The following is a 16112-nucleotide window of genomic DNA, read 5'->3' as shown; positions in this document are numbered from 1 at the left end:
TGAAACACTATTCCCATCAGTGGTCAGCCAATCAATACCCAGGATATCCTGAATGGCTGGATTAGGTACATTGAACCAGTCCTTGATCGCATCCCCGCGGGAGATTACGGGGTCATATCTTGGATATTGACAAGTAACTGCAAGGGGGCAACCAAAGGGATTTGAGCGAATACGTGAAACGGTATGACTTGCCTCCTACCTGATCGCCCCGAGGATCATGTCTCTGAGAGCAGAGTAATCCGGGTTATCCACCGTGCCGGAAATATTTATGGGCTCCTTCCAGAGTTGATACTCACCCATGAGATTTTGACTTGTCAGCCCCAGGACCTTGGCGTTTTCACCAAAATTTCCCTTGGTCCCCATCGCGAGGTTTATGGTCAACACACCTTGGAGGAGGGTCTCCCAACTATCCGCATCGATACTTCCTTTGCCAGTCAATAAAAGCTCTGGTCCTTGAATCGTAAAGTCCTGGATGGCAACTTCTCCGCTGGGGAATCGATCCACCTCAACACGTATCGAATCATAGGGTACCCGCTGTAAATATTGGGTCATTCGAGATACCGCACCCATGCGCCCATCGGTCCCGCCGAATAAAGAAAGCCCGAGGTTCAAGAGCTGAGCCGTTTGATTCGCGCCTTCATTAACCCGGGCAAGTTGAAGGATTCCTGCTGCCCCCTTCATATCCAAAGAGACTTTAACCGAATCCATGAGTAGCTCCAAAATTTGAGCCTGCCCCAGAACCAAAATATTTCCGTTCCAGGTACCGGTGACAGGAGCGCCGCTTCCGAGGTCGAGCAATTCAGAAGGTATGTTAATTACAGTTCCCTCCGCTCGAAGTGTGAAAGGAGTTTCAAGGCCTTCAGTAAATATGAGATCTCCCTTTCCCTTTATCGATCCTTGATTGAGACCGGTACTGAATGAAGTCATGGAGATGGAGTCTGAACGAACCAACAACTCCGCATTGAGGTTTTCCATGACCACCCCTTGGGGCATAATCAGACGATTAAGGTTCATGGTGGCATTTCCAGTCATTCCATTCCAGGGGATAGGGCTGGGTGCCGCAGATTCCGATATCACAAACGCTTGTTCAGCAAGGGAGTCCACCTTCTGCATACTATAACTCCAAGCCGCCAGGGCAGTGCCTACAGATTGCAAATCAACCATATAAACGTCCTCTCCATCCACGCGCATACGAAATGGATTTAAACTAAAAGATGCCACATCACTTACCAGGGTCATCTTGGTCAAACGTTCACCCCGTTCAACTTCGACAGGAACAACCACACGTCCATCACCAGCTGAATCCACATCGAAGTTCATCGTTAGCTTCCCGGGACCGGCCTCATCTGCAAATCCTGTTTTAACAAAACCGGATAGGGCAGGAATCTGGCCGAGTTGACCATTTCCGGATAGTTCGTATTCCCATGGTTTTTGTTCCAACACTCCCGAACCGTGAAGGTCGAATGTGCCCAACCCGGCATTTATATTCCAACTGACGTTTCCTTCAGTAGTGACAAGGGCGGTTCCAATGGTTGGTGGAAGTTCGAGCAACGAAACAGGCAGCAACGATCCATTCACATTTAAAGACAAATGCCCAATCACCTCGCTGGTCTCGACATTCAAGTTGAGCTCGACGTCGACCAGCGGGGTAATCTTTTCTGTTTCAGCTATATACAGAGATACTGTCTCGCCTTGGGTTGTCCGTGTGATCTGCCAGTTTCCAGAGAGGTCAATTTGCCCACTGGGATTTAAATCGGAGCCCTCCATTTGCAAGCCAAGTGTGCCTGACACAGACTGAACTTGTTCCCCGCCGGTCAGATCTATTTCGATACCCAGGTCGTAGATTCCCCGATCCACAATGGCTGTTTCACTGTTATCAAGAAAGGCACCTTGAATTCGGAGCCGCGCAAGTTCTCCAACCGCCAAATCATCAAGGGTCAAATTGAGATCCATGGATTGATCATTGGCTAGATGGACACGACCATCCAGACGAACCCGACCCACTGATACTTTTTCCGAAGGGTTCAACAGGTCAAGAATACCTTTCCACGGTTCCTTTGGTCCAGTTTCCTCCTCGCTAAACAGGTCCAACCAGATTCCAAGTCCTCCTCCCGTCGCTCCGGCGACTGTAACCAAATCTGCCACTAACCCCTTCACGACTAACTCCTCAATATAGAGCTCTCGTGAACGCACGAGTTCCAACCAGGAGACTTTAATCTCCGCACTTTCAGTCGACACATCAATGCCCTGGTGTCCCAGGCTCAATCCTTCTACCCGAAAACTGGAACTGGTTATTTTAACTGTTTCTACCGAAACACTCTCCAATTGGCTCGTTGCAGCCCAGAGGAAAACTGCCTTCTGAACCGGCGGGGTCGTCAAGAGCGCGGCCATCGTAGCCAAAAAAAGAACAACAAACAGTCCTAACCTTATGAAAAATTTACGCATGTATGGGATATATAGAAAGGTATTCTGTGAAGTAAGTCACCTCAATCAAATCAAAGTTTCCCAATTAAACCCCTCTTATAAGTATAAATCCTGTTCAACACGTGAAAAAAGCGAAACCTTGACCTTCGTCTTGTGTCCGTTACCCATCATCACTTTACACGCATAAATCCATGAGTAATTCCGTACTTGAATTAACCGAAAAAATCAAAGCCGCCTCAGCATGGGTAGCACCATTGAGATCAACCATTGGGCAGGTCATTATTGGCCAGCAATACCTGGTTGATCGTCTTATTCTGGGCTTGATCTCTAATGGTCACGTCCTGCTTGAAGGGGTTCCCGGATTGGCCAAAACGTTATCCGTCAGAACATTGGCTTGCGCCATTAACGCCAATTTCAAACGCATTCAGTTTACCCCAGATTTACTGCCAGCCGACATCATCGGAACCTTGATCTACAATCCCAAGGAACACACCTTTGAGACAAAGAAAGGCCCGGTTTTCGCCAACCTCGTACTAGCCGACGAAATCAACCGTGCTCCAGCAAAGGTCCAATCGGCGCTACTTGAAGCCATGCAGGAACGCCAGGTCACCATCGGGGATGAGACTCACCTGTTGCCAAAACCGTTTTTGGTGTTGGCAACTGAGAATCCAATCGACCAGGAAGGAACCTACACACTCCCCGAAGCGCAGGTTGACCGCTTCATGCTAAAGCTGAGTGTAGGTTATCCTTCAAAAGCTGAAGAACGGGCAATCCTCGACCGCATGGCCACCACATCCGTCATGGAAGACGTCAAGCCCGTCATCTCTTTGGAAGATATTTTGAACGCTCGGAAGGTGGTTAATGAAGTCTATGTGGACGACAAAATCAAAAACTACATCGTAGACATCGTTTTCGCCACACGCTACCCGAAGGATTATAAACTTGAGTCCGATTCTTTGATTCAATTTGGAGCAAGTCCAAGAGCTACCATTTCACTCACTCTGGCCTCCAAAGGCTGGGCCTTTCTGCAAGGCCGTGGTTATGTAACTCCGCAAGATGTGAAGACTATTGCGATGGACGTCCTTCGTCACCGCGTGATCGTTAGTTACGAAGCCGAAGCAGAAGGAAAAACCAGTGAAGATATAGTCCAGCAAATCCTGGATACGCTTCCCGTCCCTTGAGTATTTGAAATCGTCCTCTTACTCTTTTTCTTAATCTTCGTCTTCGTCCTAAAAATTGTCTTTAACTAAACTAATGCGCCCATGGCCTTTTCCCACGAGAAGTTAATTGTTTACCAGAAGAGTCTCCAATTTAATGGATCCGCGTATACACTCATTACTGAAAAGAAAATCAAAGGGAATTTAATAGATCAACTTTCACGAGCCTCCCAAAGCATGGCCCTAAACATTGCCGAGGGAAATGGAAAATTCTCCAAAAGTGACCGAGCAAATTTTTTCCAACGTTCCCAAGGTTCGGCTACAGAGTGCGCGGCGTGCTTGGACTTACTCGTAACGGAAAACAGAATTTCACAGGAACAGGCCGATTTTGAGAAAGAAATCCTCGAAAAAATTGTAAGGATTTTGGTTAAGATGACAGAAAATCTCAGGAATGATTCAGTAAATGAAGGTACTGGATTCTATGGGTCAGATTTAGAGAATTACCAAGGTGGCAACGGAGAGGAAGATTAAGACTTGGACGAAGAGAAAGAATAAGTGAACCACTCTCAATGAAAGATCCCAGAGAAATACTAAAAAAGGTCCGCCAAATCGAGATCCGCACCCGTAAGATGGTGACGGATGCTATGGCAGGCCATTACAACTCGGTATTTAAGGGACAAGGCATGGACTTTGAAGATGTGCGCGAATACAATCCGGGCGACGACATCAGATCGATTGATTGGAATGTAACAGCGAAAATGGGTGATGCCTATGTGAAGCGCTTTCGCGAAGAACGGGAACTTACGCTTATGCTCGTAGTAGATGTCAGCGCTTCCGGTGACTTTGGATCGCAAGTAGAAAGCAAGCGCGAGATGATGGCGGAAATGGCAAGCGTGATGGCTTTCTCGGCTATCCGCAACAACGACAAAGTTGGGCTGCTCCTGTTTACTGACCAGGTCGAAGCATTTATTCCGCCTCAAAAAGGTCGCCAACATGTTTTGCGCATTATTCGCGAACTTCTTTTCTTTGAACCCATCTCTTCAGGAACGGACATCAAGGTAGCCCTCGATTACTTGAATCGAATCGTGAAACGAAAGGCTGTCACATTCGTGATTTCTGATTTCCTCGTAAGAGATACGTTTCGCCAGGCTCGCATCCGCAATCAATACACCGGCATGTACAAGGCACTAAGCCTTACAGGCCGTCGTCACGATCTCATCGTCATCCGTTTGTCCGATCCAAGGGAGTACAAGCTACCCAATGTCGGGATACTCACCCTCGAAGACGCGGAAACCGGGCAATTGGTGGAAATTAATACCCGGAACAAACGGGTCAGATCCGAATACGAAGCAAGGAACACCCAACAGTTGGAGGATTTCAAAAGCAGTTTGAAGCGCCTCGGGATCGACAGTATTTACGTAGAAAACGGACAACCTTACATCACCAAAATCAGAGAGTTCTTTTTAAACCGGGAGAAGAGACGTTGATGCGGAAAAAGATTTTCAGTTTAGTAGCCATTCTCACGGCAAGCTGCCAGGCGATAGCTCAAGAAGAAACCAAAGTTTCACAGGCAGATATCATGGATATCAAGGACCCCATTTTTCTCCTTGATCCAATGATATTACTTTTTATCGGGATCGGAGTTTTGGTAGTCGGTATACTTTTTTGGATCGCGGTAGTCGTTTTCAAACGGATGACTCAACCGCCTGAACTAGCTCCGCCACCCCCTTACGAAATTGCACTCAATCACCTTCGCAAAGCGCGAAACTGGCTGCAACCCGAGACGACCGAAAGATTCTGCACTGAGGTATCCGCTATCACGCGTGGATTCCTGGAAGCCCATTTTAAATTACCTGCCAGTGAACAGACCACCGAGGAATTTTTTAGCAATTCCTCCCAGACGGATATTTTTTCACCCGAACAACGCATTGAACTAAAAGATTTTTCCGAACTGTGCGATCTGGCAAAATTTGCCAACTATGGTCTCGGCAAGGACGACATGGAGAAACTCTACCATACGGCGGAGGTCTTTATTGAAACCACTGGTAAACCAAGCGGACAACCAGACCTGGAAAACCCAGACGCTATCACGCCCAGCTGATGCTTGAATTCCAATATCCTTATTTTTTATACCTGATCCTGGCAGCAATCATACTGCCGTTTCTGAGGGGTGGATTGCGCCGACGCGGAAGTATTCGATTTTCTAACACTCAGTTGGCAGGCAATCTTGCATCGACTTCAAAATCCACTTCCGGACGATGGTTGGGATTCTTACGGGCCTTGGCATTAACTTTACTCATCGTGGCACTAGCGAGACCACGGTTGGGTCATGGAGAAACTGAATTGGAAGCCAGCGGAATTGATATTGTCCTGGCAGTCGATATCTCCGGATCCATGCGCGCGGAGGATTTTAAAATCCTCGGGAAGTACTATAATCGCCTCGAGGTGGTTAAAAAGGTTATTAAGGAGTTTGTGGATAAACGTGAATCAGACCGGATCGCATTAATCGCCTTTGCTGGAGAACCTTATTTAGTGAGTCCACTCACGCTCAATCATGATTGGTTGAACAAGAACCTGGAGCGACTGGAGATTGGTCTCATTTCCGAGGAAGGTACTGCCATTGGATCCGCATTGATTATGAGCGCCAATCGACTCAGGGACCTGCAAGCGAAAAGCAAGGTCGTCATCCTCCTAACCGATGGTGTAAATAACAGTGGATCCATCCAACCGGTAACCGCAGCTGAAGCTGCAGCAGCGCTGAAAGTTAAAGTGTATACCATCGCTGCAGGAACCAAGGGCAAGGCACGCGTCCCGGTACAAGACTATTTGGGACGGACGCGCTATCAAAATATTGAGACCGATGTCGATGAACCTACGCTAAAGGAAATCGCAAAAATCACCAAGGGAACCTTCTTCCGGGCAACCGACACAGAAGAGCTCGAAGCTATTTACGCACAAATTGATGAACTGGAAAAAACAGAGATTAAATTAAAGAATTTCACTTTCTATGATGAGCTTTTTATTTGGCCCCTTTTGCTTGGCTTGTTTTTCCTGCTGCTTGAATACCTGTTGGCCAGCACGAGTTTAAAAACCCTTCCGTAGTACTGTAATACCATGACATTTGCATATCCCATAATATTTTTACTAGCTTTGGCGATGATCCCGCTGATGCTGTTATGGGCATTTCGTTTGGAACGTGGGAAACAGAAACAACTGAAAGCCTTTTTGGCCGCACCGTTGATTAAAGAGCTCACCTCGTCGGTGAGTCACCGAAGAAAGCAATTGAAAGTCGTGCTTTTTGCGCTGGGGATATCCCTAATAGTCATGGCCGTTGCCCGACCTCAATATGGTTACGTGTGGGAAGAAGTTAAAAGCAAGGGCATCGATGTCGTATTCGCAATCGACACTTCCAGGAGCATGCTCGCCCAAGACATAAAACCCAATCGTCTGTCACGAGCCAAGCTGGCGGTATTGGACTTTATTGAAAAAATGGGAACAGACCGGATCGGACTCGTCGCCTTCTCGGGCTCGGCATTTTTACAGTGTCCTTTGACCCTCGACTACAACGCCTTTCGCCAATCCCTGGAAATCCTCGAGCCGGGTGTCATCCCTGTTCCAGGCACAGACATCGCTTCGGCTATCACCATGGCGGAGAGTGCGTTTAATAAGGAAAATAATTTTAAAATCCTCATTCTTATTACCGATGGAGAGGACCTGGAAACCAACGGAATCGATGTGGCAGCGAGCGCTGCCAGTAGAGGTGTTCGCGTTTTTACCCTGGGGGTAGGAAGCAAGGAGGGTGAGATCATCCCGATAACAGACAAGCAGGGACAACCCGACTATGTGCGCGACGAAAACGGGAACGTGGTTCGGACACGCCTGGATGAGGACACCTTGAGAAAAATTTCTGCCGCATCGAAAGGATTCTACAGTCCACTTGGGCCTTTGGGTGAAGGACTGGAAACGGTCTACAGTCTTGGTCTTGAAGAGATCCCGCGCCAGGAGTTGAATTCCAGAATGAACAAACAGGCAATTGAACGTTACCAATGGGTGCTGGCTGCCGGGATCGTTTTGCTGATGCTGGAATGGCTCATCGGCACCCGAAGGTCCGTGGCGAAGATCGCCAGGCAAGCGGCCATTGGATTAGTCATTTTCGGATTCTTGGGATTGCCCAATCAAAGTGTGGAGGCCTCACCTTACAAAGCGCAAAAACACCTGAAAAAAGGCGAGTTTGTCGAAGCAGAACACCTTTACAGACTAGCGATAGAAGAAGAGCCAGAAGACATGCGTCTGGTTTACAATCTGGGGATCAGCTTGTACCGGCAAGGTAAGTACGCAGACTCGGTTAGCATCTTTACGCTGGCACAAGCCAGCCAGGACCCTGACCTGCAAGCCGACATTCTTTATAACATGGGCAATGCCACTTTTAGAATAGGTGAAAGCAAAATCTCTGATAAGCAGCCCGAAACCCGTAAGGACTGGGCCAAAGCCTTGGAATACTACCAAGGGAGCCTGGTCATTCGACCGGAAGATCCGGAGACATTGGCCAATTTGAAGTTCCTTAAATACCGGATAGAGAATCTGGTCATGTACGACCTGACACTCGACTCAAACTTCCCCGAGGTGGTGGAGCTCAAAGGTGCCGGCAATTATGACCAAGGTATCAAGCGCCCCATTTCTGTAACGCTCATGGATACCGAACACTATCGTTTCGAAACCTGGGAAGGCGATGGTGTTGAACCACTCGACAAAACCAAGTCCAGGGTACTCATCGACACCCATAAAACAGTCACCGCTCAATTGGTCGAACTGGTCAAACTGCAAGTCATCGTTTTGCCAGGCGAAGCCGGCACATCCGATTCATCGGGAACCTACGATAAAGGTCAGGAAGTTGATTTAAAATTTGAATCATCCTTCGGTTGGCGATTCGTCCAATGGGAAGGGCCCAATATCCAGGACCCGACTGCGCCGGAAACAAAAATTAAGCTGGATAAAGATACTTCAGTTATTGTCATTTGCGAAGAGGCGAAGGAACTCGTTTTCGATTTGGATGAAGCCGAATAAGTTATCCGATATAATTGTAAGAATAAATCGAGGGATACTTTTCCTCGGTCTTTCCAGTTTGTTTGCTGGCATCATTTTCGCTCAAGAATCACCTCTGATATCGGAGGCAATTCCTGCAGAGGCCATTCAGCAAGGTCGCAATCGAGGCGTCGAAACCTGGGAAGGTACCCTGTTTGGCCAGGATTCCTACAAACCCGGTTCGTATGCCCAGATCGAGGTCGTGCCTAATCCCGGATTTGAGTTCGAGAAATGGGCGGGTGAAACGGTGGCCGATCTCAAAGCTCCGAAAACATTCGTAACCATGAATGAGCACACGAAGGTAAAACCCTTCTATAAACGCATTTGGAATGTAATTGGCGCACCCGACAAAAAAGAGGCCGGTGAAGTTAAGGGTTCAGGAAATTTTCCTGATGGGAGCGAAGTCAAGCTTTCGGTAACCCCGAATGAAGGATTCAAGTTTCTTGGCTGGAACGGCAAAGGAGTTGATGAAGAGAAGAAGGAAGAACTCGAAATCACCATAACCGTAGACGGCGACCACGATATCGTTGCTACCTTCGAACAAGACGGAGATGGAGATGGCGGCGGTGGTGGAGGTGGCGGCGACTCCAACGAAAACCAGGACGAAAGTGAAGACCAGGAACAGAACGAGGAGCCACAAGACCCTCAGGATCAGAACCAGGACGAGTCCGAACAGAATGAAGACGAAGGAGAACAGCCCGAGCAACCAGAAGATCAAGGCGGTGAAGAAGAACAGCCACAGGAACCCGAACCTGAAGAAGGCGAAAATCAAGGCGAGCAGGAGGAACAGGGAGATCAAGGAGAAGAAGAAGAAGAAGCACCTGCCGGTGAAGGGCCCAAAGGCGGTCAGCCCATTCCTATGCAAATGACCCCTGAGGAGGCAGTCCGTCTGCTTGAAGCCATGGAAGATGGAGAAAAGAAACTTCCGCTATTTATTGTTCAACCACCCAACAAGAAAGATTCGAAAAAGGATTGGTAATGAGCCTGAATTGATTTTGTATTTGAACCCTTTTTTGACAGCACGATTACACATGAACGGTCTACACATCATCCGAATAGCCCAGAAGCCCAGCTTGCTTCTGCTAGCAGCGCTTTGCTTGTTTGGATCGATTCTCCAGGCTCAGGTTCAAGCAATTGCCATCCTTGAGCCAAATCCGGTTCCACTCGGCCAAAGTGCTCAATTGAATATCATTATCGAAGGTAGCCAGAAGGCGGAGCCGCCTGAGGTTCGTAACAACCAAAACCTCGAATTCGCCTATCGAGGGCCCAATACTCAGGTATCTTGGGTCAATGGGAAAATGGCGGCCACCATCACCCACGTCTACCAAGTTCGTCCATTGCGTCTGGGAAGATCTGTGATCGGACCTTTCGTTCTTTTCGTGGATGGAAAAAATTATAAGACCAATGAAATTAAGGTCGATGTGGTTGAGCAGGCAGAAGCCGCACTCGATCTTTCAAAGATCGCCTACCTCGAATTCGATCTACCCGGAAGAAATGTTTATGTGGGTGAAACGATTTCTTCGGAACTCCGCATGGTGCTTCTCAGCAACGCTACATTTCCAACTAAAGGACTGCCACAGATTGAGGGAGATGCATTCAGTATAACCCCAATTGACAATCAGCCACAAACCACACGCGTTGTCAGCGACGGCAATTATTATGACGTTTACCTCTGGAAAATCGGTATCACTCCGGTCAAATCAGGCGTACAAAATCTTCAGTTTAAGGCAAATCATGTGCTGAGAATTCCAGAGGGGCGTAACAACAATCGGCGCGACTCATTCAGCATATTAAGGAACGACCCGTTTTTCGACAGTATGTTCGGTCGCTACCGCGACACAGAAATATTGGCCATGAGTCCGCCTGCCGAAATAAGAATCGATGCGCTTCCCCAGGATAACAAACCCGAAAGCTTCAATGGAGCCATCGGCACTTTCAATATCGCCGCCACAACCGACTCAACCAATTTGTCGGAAGGCGATCCCATCACGCTAAAAATCGCAATCAAGGGTGAAGGGAATTTCTCACAAATGATTCCTCCGGAATTTCCGGCAAATGATTCTTTCAAAACCTACCCGCCTCGAGTGGTTGATGAGCAGTTGGACGCCCAAGGTTATACGGGGAGCAAACAGTTTGAGTACGTTGTCATTCCTCTTTCTTCGGAAATTTCCGCTGTCCCGCCCATTGCCTTCTCCTATTTCAATCCGAGAACAAAAACGTACGCAGAAATGAATACGCCTCCGATTCCAATAACCATTAAAGCGAGAAGCGCACCCCAGCCAGGGACAAACGATCCGCAATTCAATGCGACCCAACTTACGTTTCGTTCTCATACCAACAATTCAGGAGACTTGCTTCTTCCGATCAAGGTCTCACTGGGAAGTACCATGACACCGCCAACGCTGTCCAAAATGCAAAATACTTTAGCTGCATCTGTCATCGCACCTTTGGGAATACTGGGTCTGGCTTATATTATTCGTCGTTCCCGACACTCGTCACAGAACGACAAAGAACGTATTCGTTTGAGAGAACTGGATCAAAAGACCGCCATGCACCGGAAAGAGATGGTGAAAGCGAGATCCAGTAATGATGAAGCTGCTTTTTACCAGGCCGCCTGTCGTGTGCTGCAGGTTGCTCTGGCGAGGCAACTTGGTTGCAATCCCGAAGCCATTACGGGTAAAGAAATAACAGCGCTGTGGGTTCCTTCGTTGGGGGATGATCAGATCAAAAACTCCATCGAAATATTTTTTCAAAAGGTAGATGCGCTTCGCTATTCGGGAGGAGCCAATTCAGCGGGCGCATTGGAAAAAGAAGAGTTGGAGCTCGAATCCATTCTTAGACAACTCGGCAAAAAGAAATGATAGTACGCGTTTGCTTAGTCATTTCCATCATTCTACTGGGCCAACGCCTCAGCGCTCAAGAGCCCGAGCTTGAACGCCTTTTTATCCAGGGAAATGAAGCCTATGCGAATGGGCAGTTCCTGGATGCAGTTGAGGCCTACCAAAGTGCAATTGCTTCAACCGGGAAATCCAGCCCCACCCTGCTCTTCAACCTCGGTAATGCTTACTACCAGTTACGAGATTTCCCCTCGGCGCTTTTGGCCTACGAAAGAGCCCTTACTCTCGAACCGGGGAATCCGGACATCCTGGCCAACCTCCAGAAGATTATCGAACAATCCGACCTGGAACGCCCCGACTATTCAATCGCCCAGGAATTCGCCTACACACTCCCGGTTAATACCTGGCTGATGCTGCTTATCATAGGATCGGCAACCACCGTCCTTGCCGGAATTCTTGCCTGGTATGCGCCAAGACTTTCGCCCATCCCCAGCCTGGCACTTTACCTCTCCATTCCACTTATGCTTCTGGCCATTTCGGGCCTCTTCACCTGGAAAAAAGATTTTCATCGCGGCCTCATTCTCATTCCCCAAACCGAGCTTCGTGTGGCCCCGACCGAATCGGCCAATGCCCTAAGCAATCTTTCCAACGGCACCTGGGTTGAAGTTCTGGAAACGCACCACCCCTACCACTACATCCGCACGCCTGATAAACAAGAGGGTTGGGTAAAGGATGTCACCGTTGGCAAGGTCTGGCCAACGAATTAGATTTTAAGGCACACCAGGCCTGCCGATCATCCGAGGGTCTCGCATTTTAAGGATTTTAATTATCGATCCACTTGCTAAGGTTGCACCTGTGTTTTCCAATCGAGATCGTTTTGATTCCCTCAAGGGAACTACTCGCAAAAAGTCTTTTTTAGAAAGATCTCTATACGCGTCAGCCGTCCTGATTATTTTGAGTATAGTAATTATTAAATCCACCGGGCATTTAAGTATCGGTCGAGTGATAAGCTCAGCCTTATCAAAATCGAATCAAGGAGTCATCCTCAACTTTTTCGACATGTCTGACGACCGTATCCTTGAAATGTTGGGAGAACCTCAAAACATAGTTCCGTACGAAAAAGAAGATCAAATATGGTATTGGGATTTCGACCCGCTGACTCTGGAAATTCTTTTACACCGAGGCAAGGTATCGAGAATCACTTATTCCACTTCAAAGGAGATCATTCGCGATCACATAGAAGAAAGAGCCCTGAAGGTTTATGGCGCTGAAGACGGTTGGATTCAAGGAAAGCGCGCCATTGAGGGAAAGCAGGAAATGGCTTATGAAAACCGGAAAAATAACCGGACCGTGATTAAAAGTGAGGATTCCGTCAGGGTCTACAACAAACTGTTCCCCTGAGTTCCGGTATGTGTCTTAAAAAGTAATTTTTCAAAATCTTAACGATTCGTCGAGATGACCTTGATGTGCACCAACTAGCCTGCAACCTTCCATTTATGTTAGAACACTCTTCTCTTAAAGCTCTACTTGAGAAACAAGCGAAACAACACCATGTGGGTACAGTCCTTGGACTACTCGGCTGGGACGAACAGGTAAATCTACCTCCTGCCAGCTCGGATCAACGGGCACAGGAAATGGCCGTGCTTAGCGAGATTCGTCACCAACTGGGTTCAGACTCAGGAATTGGGACCTTGCTTCAGAACCTGGAAAATGACTGGGGGAAGCTCAATGACCAGGAGCAGTGCGTTGTTAAAAACAGCCGAAAAGACTTCGACCGTGCCACGCGCCTGCCTGCGGATTATGTGACCGAAAAAGCTGTCCTGGATTCTCAAGCTTATCATGCCTGGGTAGCAGCAAGAGAGAGAAACGATTTTGCTGCGTTTGCTCCCTTTCTTAAACGACAGGTGGAAATGAGCATCCGGGGTGCCGAGCTTATGGGGGAAAGTGACAATCCCTACGATTATCAGATCGATCTATTCGATCCCGGAATGACCGCGGAAATCATCGAAGGTTTATTTAAATCCTTGAAAGAAGAGCTCGTTCCTTTAGCTCGGTCCATTCTTGATTCGCCCATTAAAGCAAAGACGGAGCAACTGAGGGGCTTCCCGGTTGACAAGCAAAAGGCATTCTTGACCGACGTCACCGAAACCCTGGGTTTCAATTATAAACGTGGCCGCATCGATGTAGCGGTTCACCCGTTCTGTTCGGGCAATGCCTGCGACACCCGCTTGACCACACGCTTCGATGAAGATGTCCCCTTGGACTCGCTGTTCAGTTCCATTCACGAGACGGGACACGGTCTCTATGAGCAAGGCTTACCGATTGACCAACTCCACAACGCGCTTGGACAAGCAGTCGGCATGGGTATCCATGAATCGCAAAGCAGGCTCTGGGAAAATCAAGTCTCCCGCAGCCGTGAATTCTGGCAGTTTTTCGAACCGAGATACAGGGCGGCATTCCCGGAACAATTAGCCGGGCTATCTTCCGACGACCTCTACCTCGCAGTCAACTCGGTCACCCTCTGCCCCATTCGGGTCGACTCCGACGAGGTGACTTACAACTTGCACATTATTTTACGCTTTGAACTCGAAAAGAAACTCATTGGCGGCGAACTATCCGTCGATGATCTTCCCGCGGAATGGAATCGTTTAAGTAAGGAAATCATCGGACTCACCCCACCCTCCGACAAGGAAGGCGTCCTCCAGGACGTCCACTGGTCAGGTGGCATGTTTGGCTACTTCCCCAGCTACTGCCTCGGCAACATGATCGCCGCACAACTCTGGTACAAAGTACTTGAGGAAATTCCAGATCTGTTGCCGGACTTCTCTCAAGGAAAGTTTGACCGTCTTCTCACTTGGCTCCGCAATGGTATTCACCAACACGGCAAACTATATGACACGCAAGACCTCGTTACCCGAGTGACCGGCGAACCCATAAATCCCAAGTATCTCATCCGGTATTTGAAAGATCGATACCTGCCGCTGTATGAAAGTTGAAACGGTTTCAGTGTTCAGGTGTCTGTGTCCTCTGCCAACACGATTACCAATGAAATTCAACAGTCTCAAAACTGTGGCCAGGTGGTAGCGGTGGTCTGCCTGCCCTGCGGAGCTTTATCCGGAGCATGGGTGAGACCATCGATTGTCCTTTTTTATAGACAACACCTAACACATTCTCATACCAGACACATGCCTGTTACATAGAAATCATCCTCTGTTTCCACTTAAAGAGACGACCACTTCATCCATGAACAATACATCAGACGCACAGTTCGAAGCCTCTATTGAAAAATACTATAGAGAAACCTACAACTTCCGCTATCAGTTGGACAACAGAACTGAGGAGGAGCTAGTTCGGGATGACTATGTGCTCGATCAACATACGCGCGGAAAACGGATGAAAGTTGTATTAAGAAAAGCCAGTAAGAAACTGAAACTCCCAGAGCTGGCCCCGGATTCTCCTCAGTATCCCAATTGGGCAAGATACTATGAAGACCTGCTCGCGATTATAATGAACGACATGAAAATCGAGGCTTACCAGAAAAACAAATTGAACATCGAGGAGACGAAAAAGGCTATCGCGGAAAAGGAAGAAAACCTGAGAGCACTTAAACACGTTGGGGCCGAGCCCGAGGGAGACCAGGACTGAAGACCGCGGAGTTGGGTGAAACTCATTCTCCATTTCCAAATGGCCATCGCTCGTTCAATGAAAGGCGGGCCACATCTCTGCCAATCATCGAGCGCCCGAACCGTATTCGAGATTCCAGTAGGGACCGTTTTGTCTCTCTTCGTTCAAGTGATGAGGTAAGCTCTTGGTCAAAATGAACATTTCCTGAAAGTCCCAGAGGAATTGACTACTTCTATATTTTTCTGTTTGAAGTGGTTTCGAGATTGAAGTTGAGAATCTGCTTCCGCTCAAAAATCCTTGAATCTTAATATTAATGCCCGAGATTTTCTCTTTTTACCCTAACATCCCCCCAGTGATCTTTTCCTTTCTGCCTTCTCTTGGGAATCGTAGCTTCCTGGCGGCCGCGGTGATGATTACAGGCCTGTCTGTGTCTGCACAGGGTGCGGCCAATCGTACTCCAGTTCGCGAATCGGATCATTGGTCCTTTCAGCCGCTTTCGCAGGTGGCTCCTCCTGTGATGAAAGACAAGGCCTGGGTTCGAACCGATGTGGACCGTTTTATTTTAGCCGCACAAGAGGTTCGTGGAGTTACGCCAAATAATGAGGCCGAACGGGCTGTGTTGATTCGTCGACTTACTTTCGATCTAACCGGCCTGCCGCCAACACCTGAGGAACTCGCCAGTTTCCTGGGAGACTCTGCACCTGACGCCTACGAGCGCCTTGTCGATCGACTGCTATCCAGCCCACACTATGGCGAGCAATGGGGGAGGCATTGGCTCGATGTCGCCCGGTACGCTGACAGTAACGGATATCGCTACGATGACGACCAGCCCGAGGCCTACCACTATCGCGACTTTGTCATCCGCGCGTTTAACGACGATATGCCTTACGACCAGTTTGTGCGTTGGCAGTTTGAGATTGCCCCGAAAAATGGAGACCCGTTGTGCTTAGGTTATAATTTAGATTCATTTGATTCGTTGATGTCAAAT

At 48.3% G+C, this 16112-nt stretch carries 14 protein-coding genes; 13 read left to right on the top strand and 1 reads right to left on the bottom strand.

What is annotated here, in order from left to right; translation table 11 throughout:
* Positions 1-195 precede the first annotated feature (195 nt).
* Complete coding sequence (locus tag O3C43_16860; protein MDA1068160.1) at positions 196-2391, bottom strand: hypothetical protein; 2196 nt, start codon at positions 2389-2391, stop codon at positions 196-198.
* Between the two features lie 224 nt (positions 2392-2615).
* On the opposite strand from O3C43_16860, the gene O3C43_16855 reads away from it, so the two are divergent.
* The 13 genes from O3C43_16855 to O3C43_16795 all read left to right on the top strand — a co-directional run.
* The gene (locus O3C43_16855) at positions 2616-3605 is read left to right on the top strand and encodes a MoxR family ATPase (protein MDA1068159.1); all 990 of its coding nucleotides are present in this window, start codon (positions 2616-2618) and stop codon (positions 3603-3605) included.
* A gap of 81 nt (positions 3606-3686) precedes the next feature.
* Positions 3687-4112, top strand: coding sequence for a four helix bundle protein (locus O3C43_16850; protein MDA1068158.1), 426 nt, complete (start codon positions 3687-3689; stop codon positions 4110-4112).
* 38 nt (positions 4113-4150) lie between these two features.
* A complete protein-coding gene (locus O3C43_16845) occupies positions 4151-5068 on the top strand; it encodes a DUF58 domain-containing protein (protein ID MDA1068157.1) in 918 nt (305 codons plus the stop codon).
* The gene (locus O3C43_16840) at positions 5068-5682 is read left to right on the top strand and encodes a hypothetical protein (GenBank protein MDA1068156.1); all 615 of its coding nucleotides are present in this window, start codon (positions 5068-5070) and stop codon (positions 5680-5682) included. The genes O3C43_16845 and O3C43_16840 overlap by 1 nt, the downstream gene beginning before the upstream one ends.
* Positions 5682-6683 carry a VWA domain-containing protein gene (locus O3C43_16835; protein MDA1068155.1) on the top strand — a complete coding sequence of 334 codons (1002 nt, stop codon included), beginning with the start codon at positions 5682-5684 and terminating at the stop codon, positions 6681-6683. The genes O3C43_16840 and O3C43_16835 overlap by 1 nt, the downstream gene beginning before the upstream one ends.
* Before the next feature lie 12 nt (positions 6684-6695).
* Complete coding sequence (locus O3C43_16830; protein ID MDA1068154.1) at positions 6696-8645, top strand: VWA domain-containing protein; 1950 nt, start codon at positions 6696-6698, stop codon at positions 8643-8645.
* Positions 8632-9642 (top strand): hypothetical protein, encoded by a 1011-nt coding sequence (locus O3C43_16825; GenBank protein ID MDA1068153.1) that lies wholly within the window; start codon positions 8632-8634, stop codon positions 9640-9642. Before O3C43_16830 ends, O3C43_16825 begins: the two co-directional genes overlap by 14 nt.
* 52 nt (positions 9643-9694) lie before the next feature.
* Positions 9695-11524 (top strand): BatD family protein, encoded by a 1830-nt coding sequence (locus O3C43_16820; protein ID MDA1068152.1) that lies wholly within the window; start codon positions 9695-9697, stop codon positions 11522-11524.
* Positions 11521-12267, top strand: a complete 747-nt coding sequence (locus tag O3C43_16815) for a tetratricopeptide repeat protein (protein MDA1068151.1) — start codon at positions 11521-11523, stop codon at positions 12265-12267. Before O3C43_16820 ends, O3C43_16815 begins: the two co-directional genes overlap by 4 nt.
* An 88-nt stretch (positions 12268-12355) precedes the next feature.
* Positions 12356-12901, top strand: coding sequence for a hypothetical protein (locus O3C43_16810; GenBank protein ID MDA1068150.1), 546 nt, complete (start codon positions 12356-12358; stop codon positions 12899-12901).
* 95 nt (positions 12902-12996) lie between these two features.
* Positions 12997-14496, top strand: coding sequence for a carboxypeptidase M32 (locus O3C43_16805; protein MDA1068149.1), 1500 nt, complete (start codon positions 12997-12999; stop codon positions 14494-14496).
* A gap of 247 nt (positions 14497-14743) precedes the next feature.
* Positions 14744-15145, top strand: a complete 402-nt coding sequence (locus tag O3C43_16800; GenBank protein MDA1068148.1) for a hypothetical protein — start codon at positions 14744-14746, stop codon at positions 15143-15145.
* A gap of 331 nt (positions 15146-15476) precedes the next feature.
* Positions 15477-16112 (top strand): DUF1549 domain-containing protein (locus tag O3C43_16795; GenBank protein ID MDA1068147.1); only part of this gene is annotated, 636 nt, incomplete at its 3' end.

This window comes from Verrucomicrobiota bacterium (genome assembly GCA_027622555.1).
GTDB lineage: Bacteria > Verrucomicrobiota > Verrucomicrobiia > Opitutales > UBA2995 > UBA2995.
Note: the sequence above shows the minus strand (reverse complement) of the source record. Positions and strands in the feature narration are given on the sequence as shown.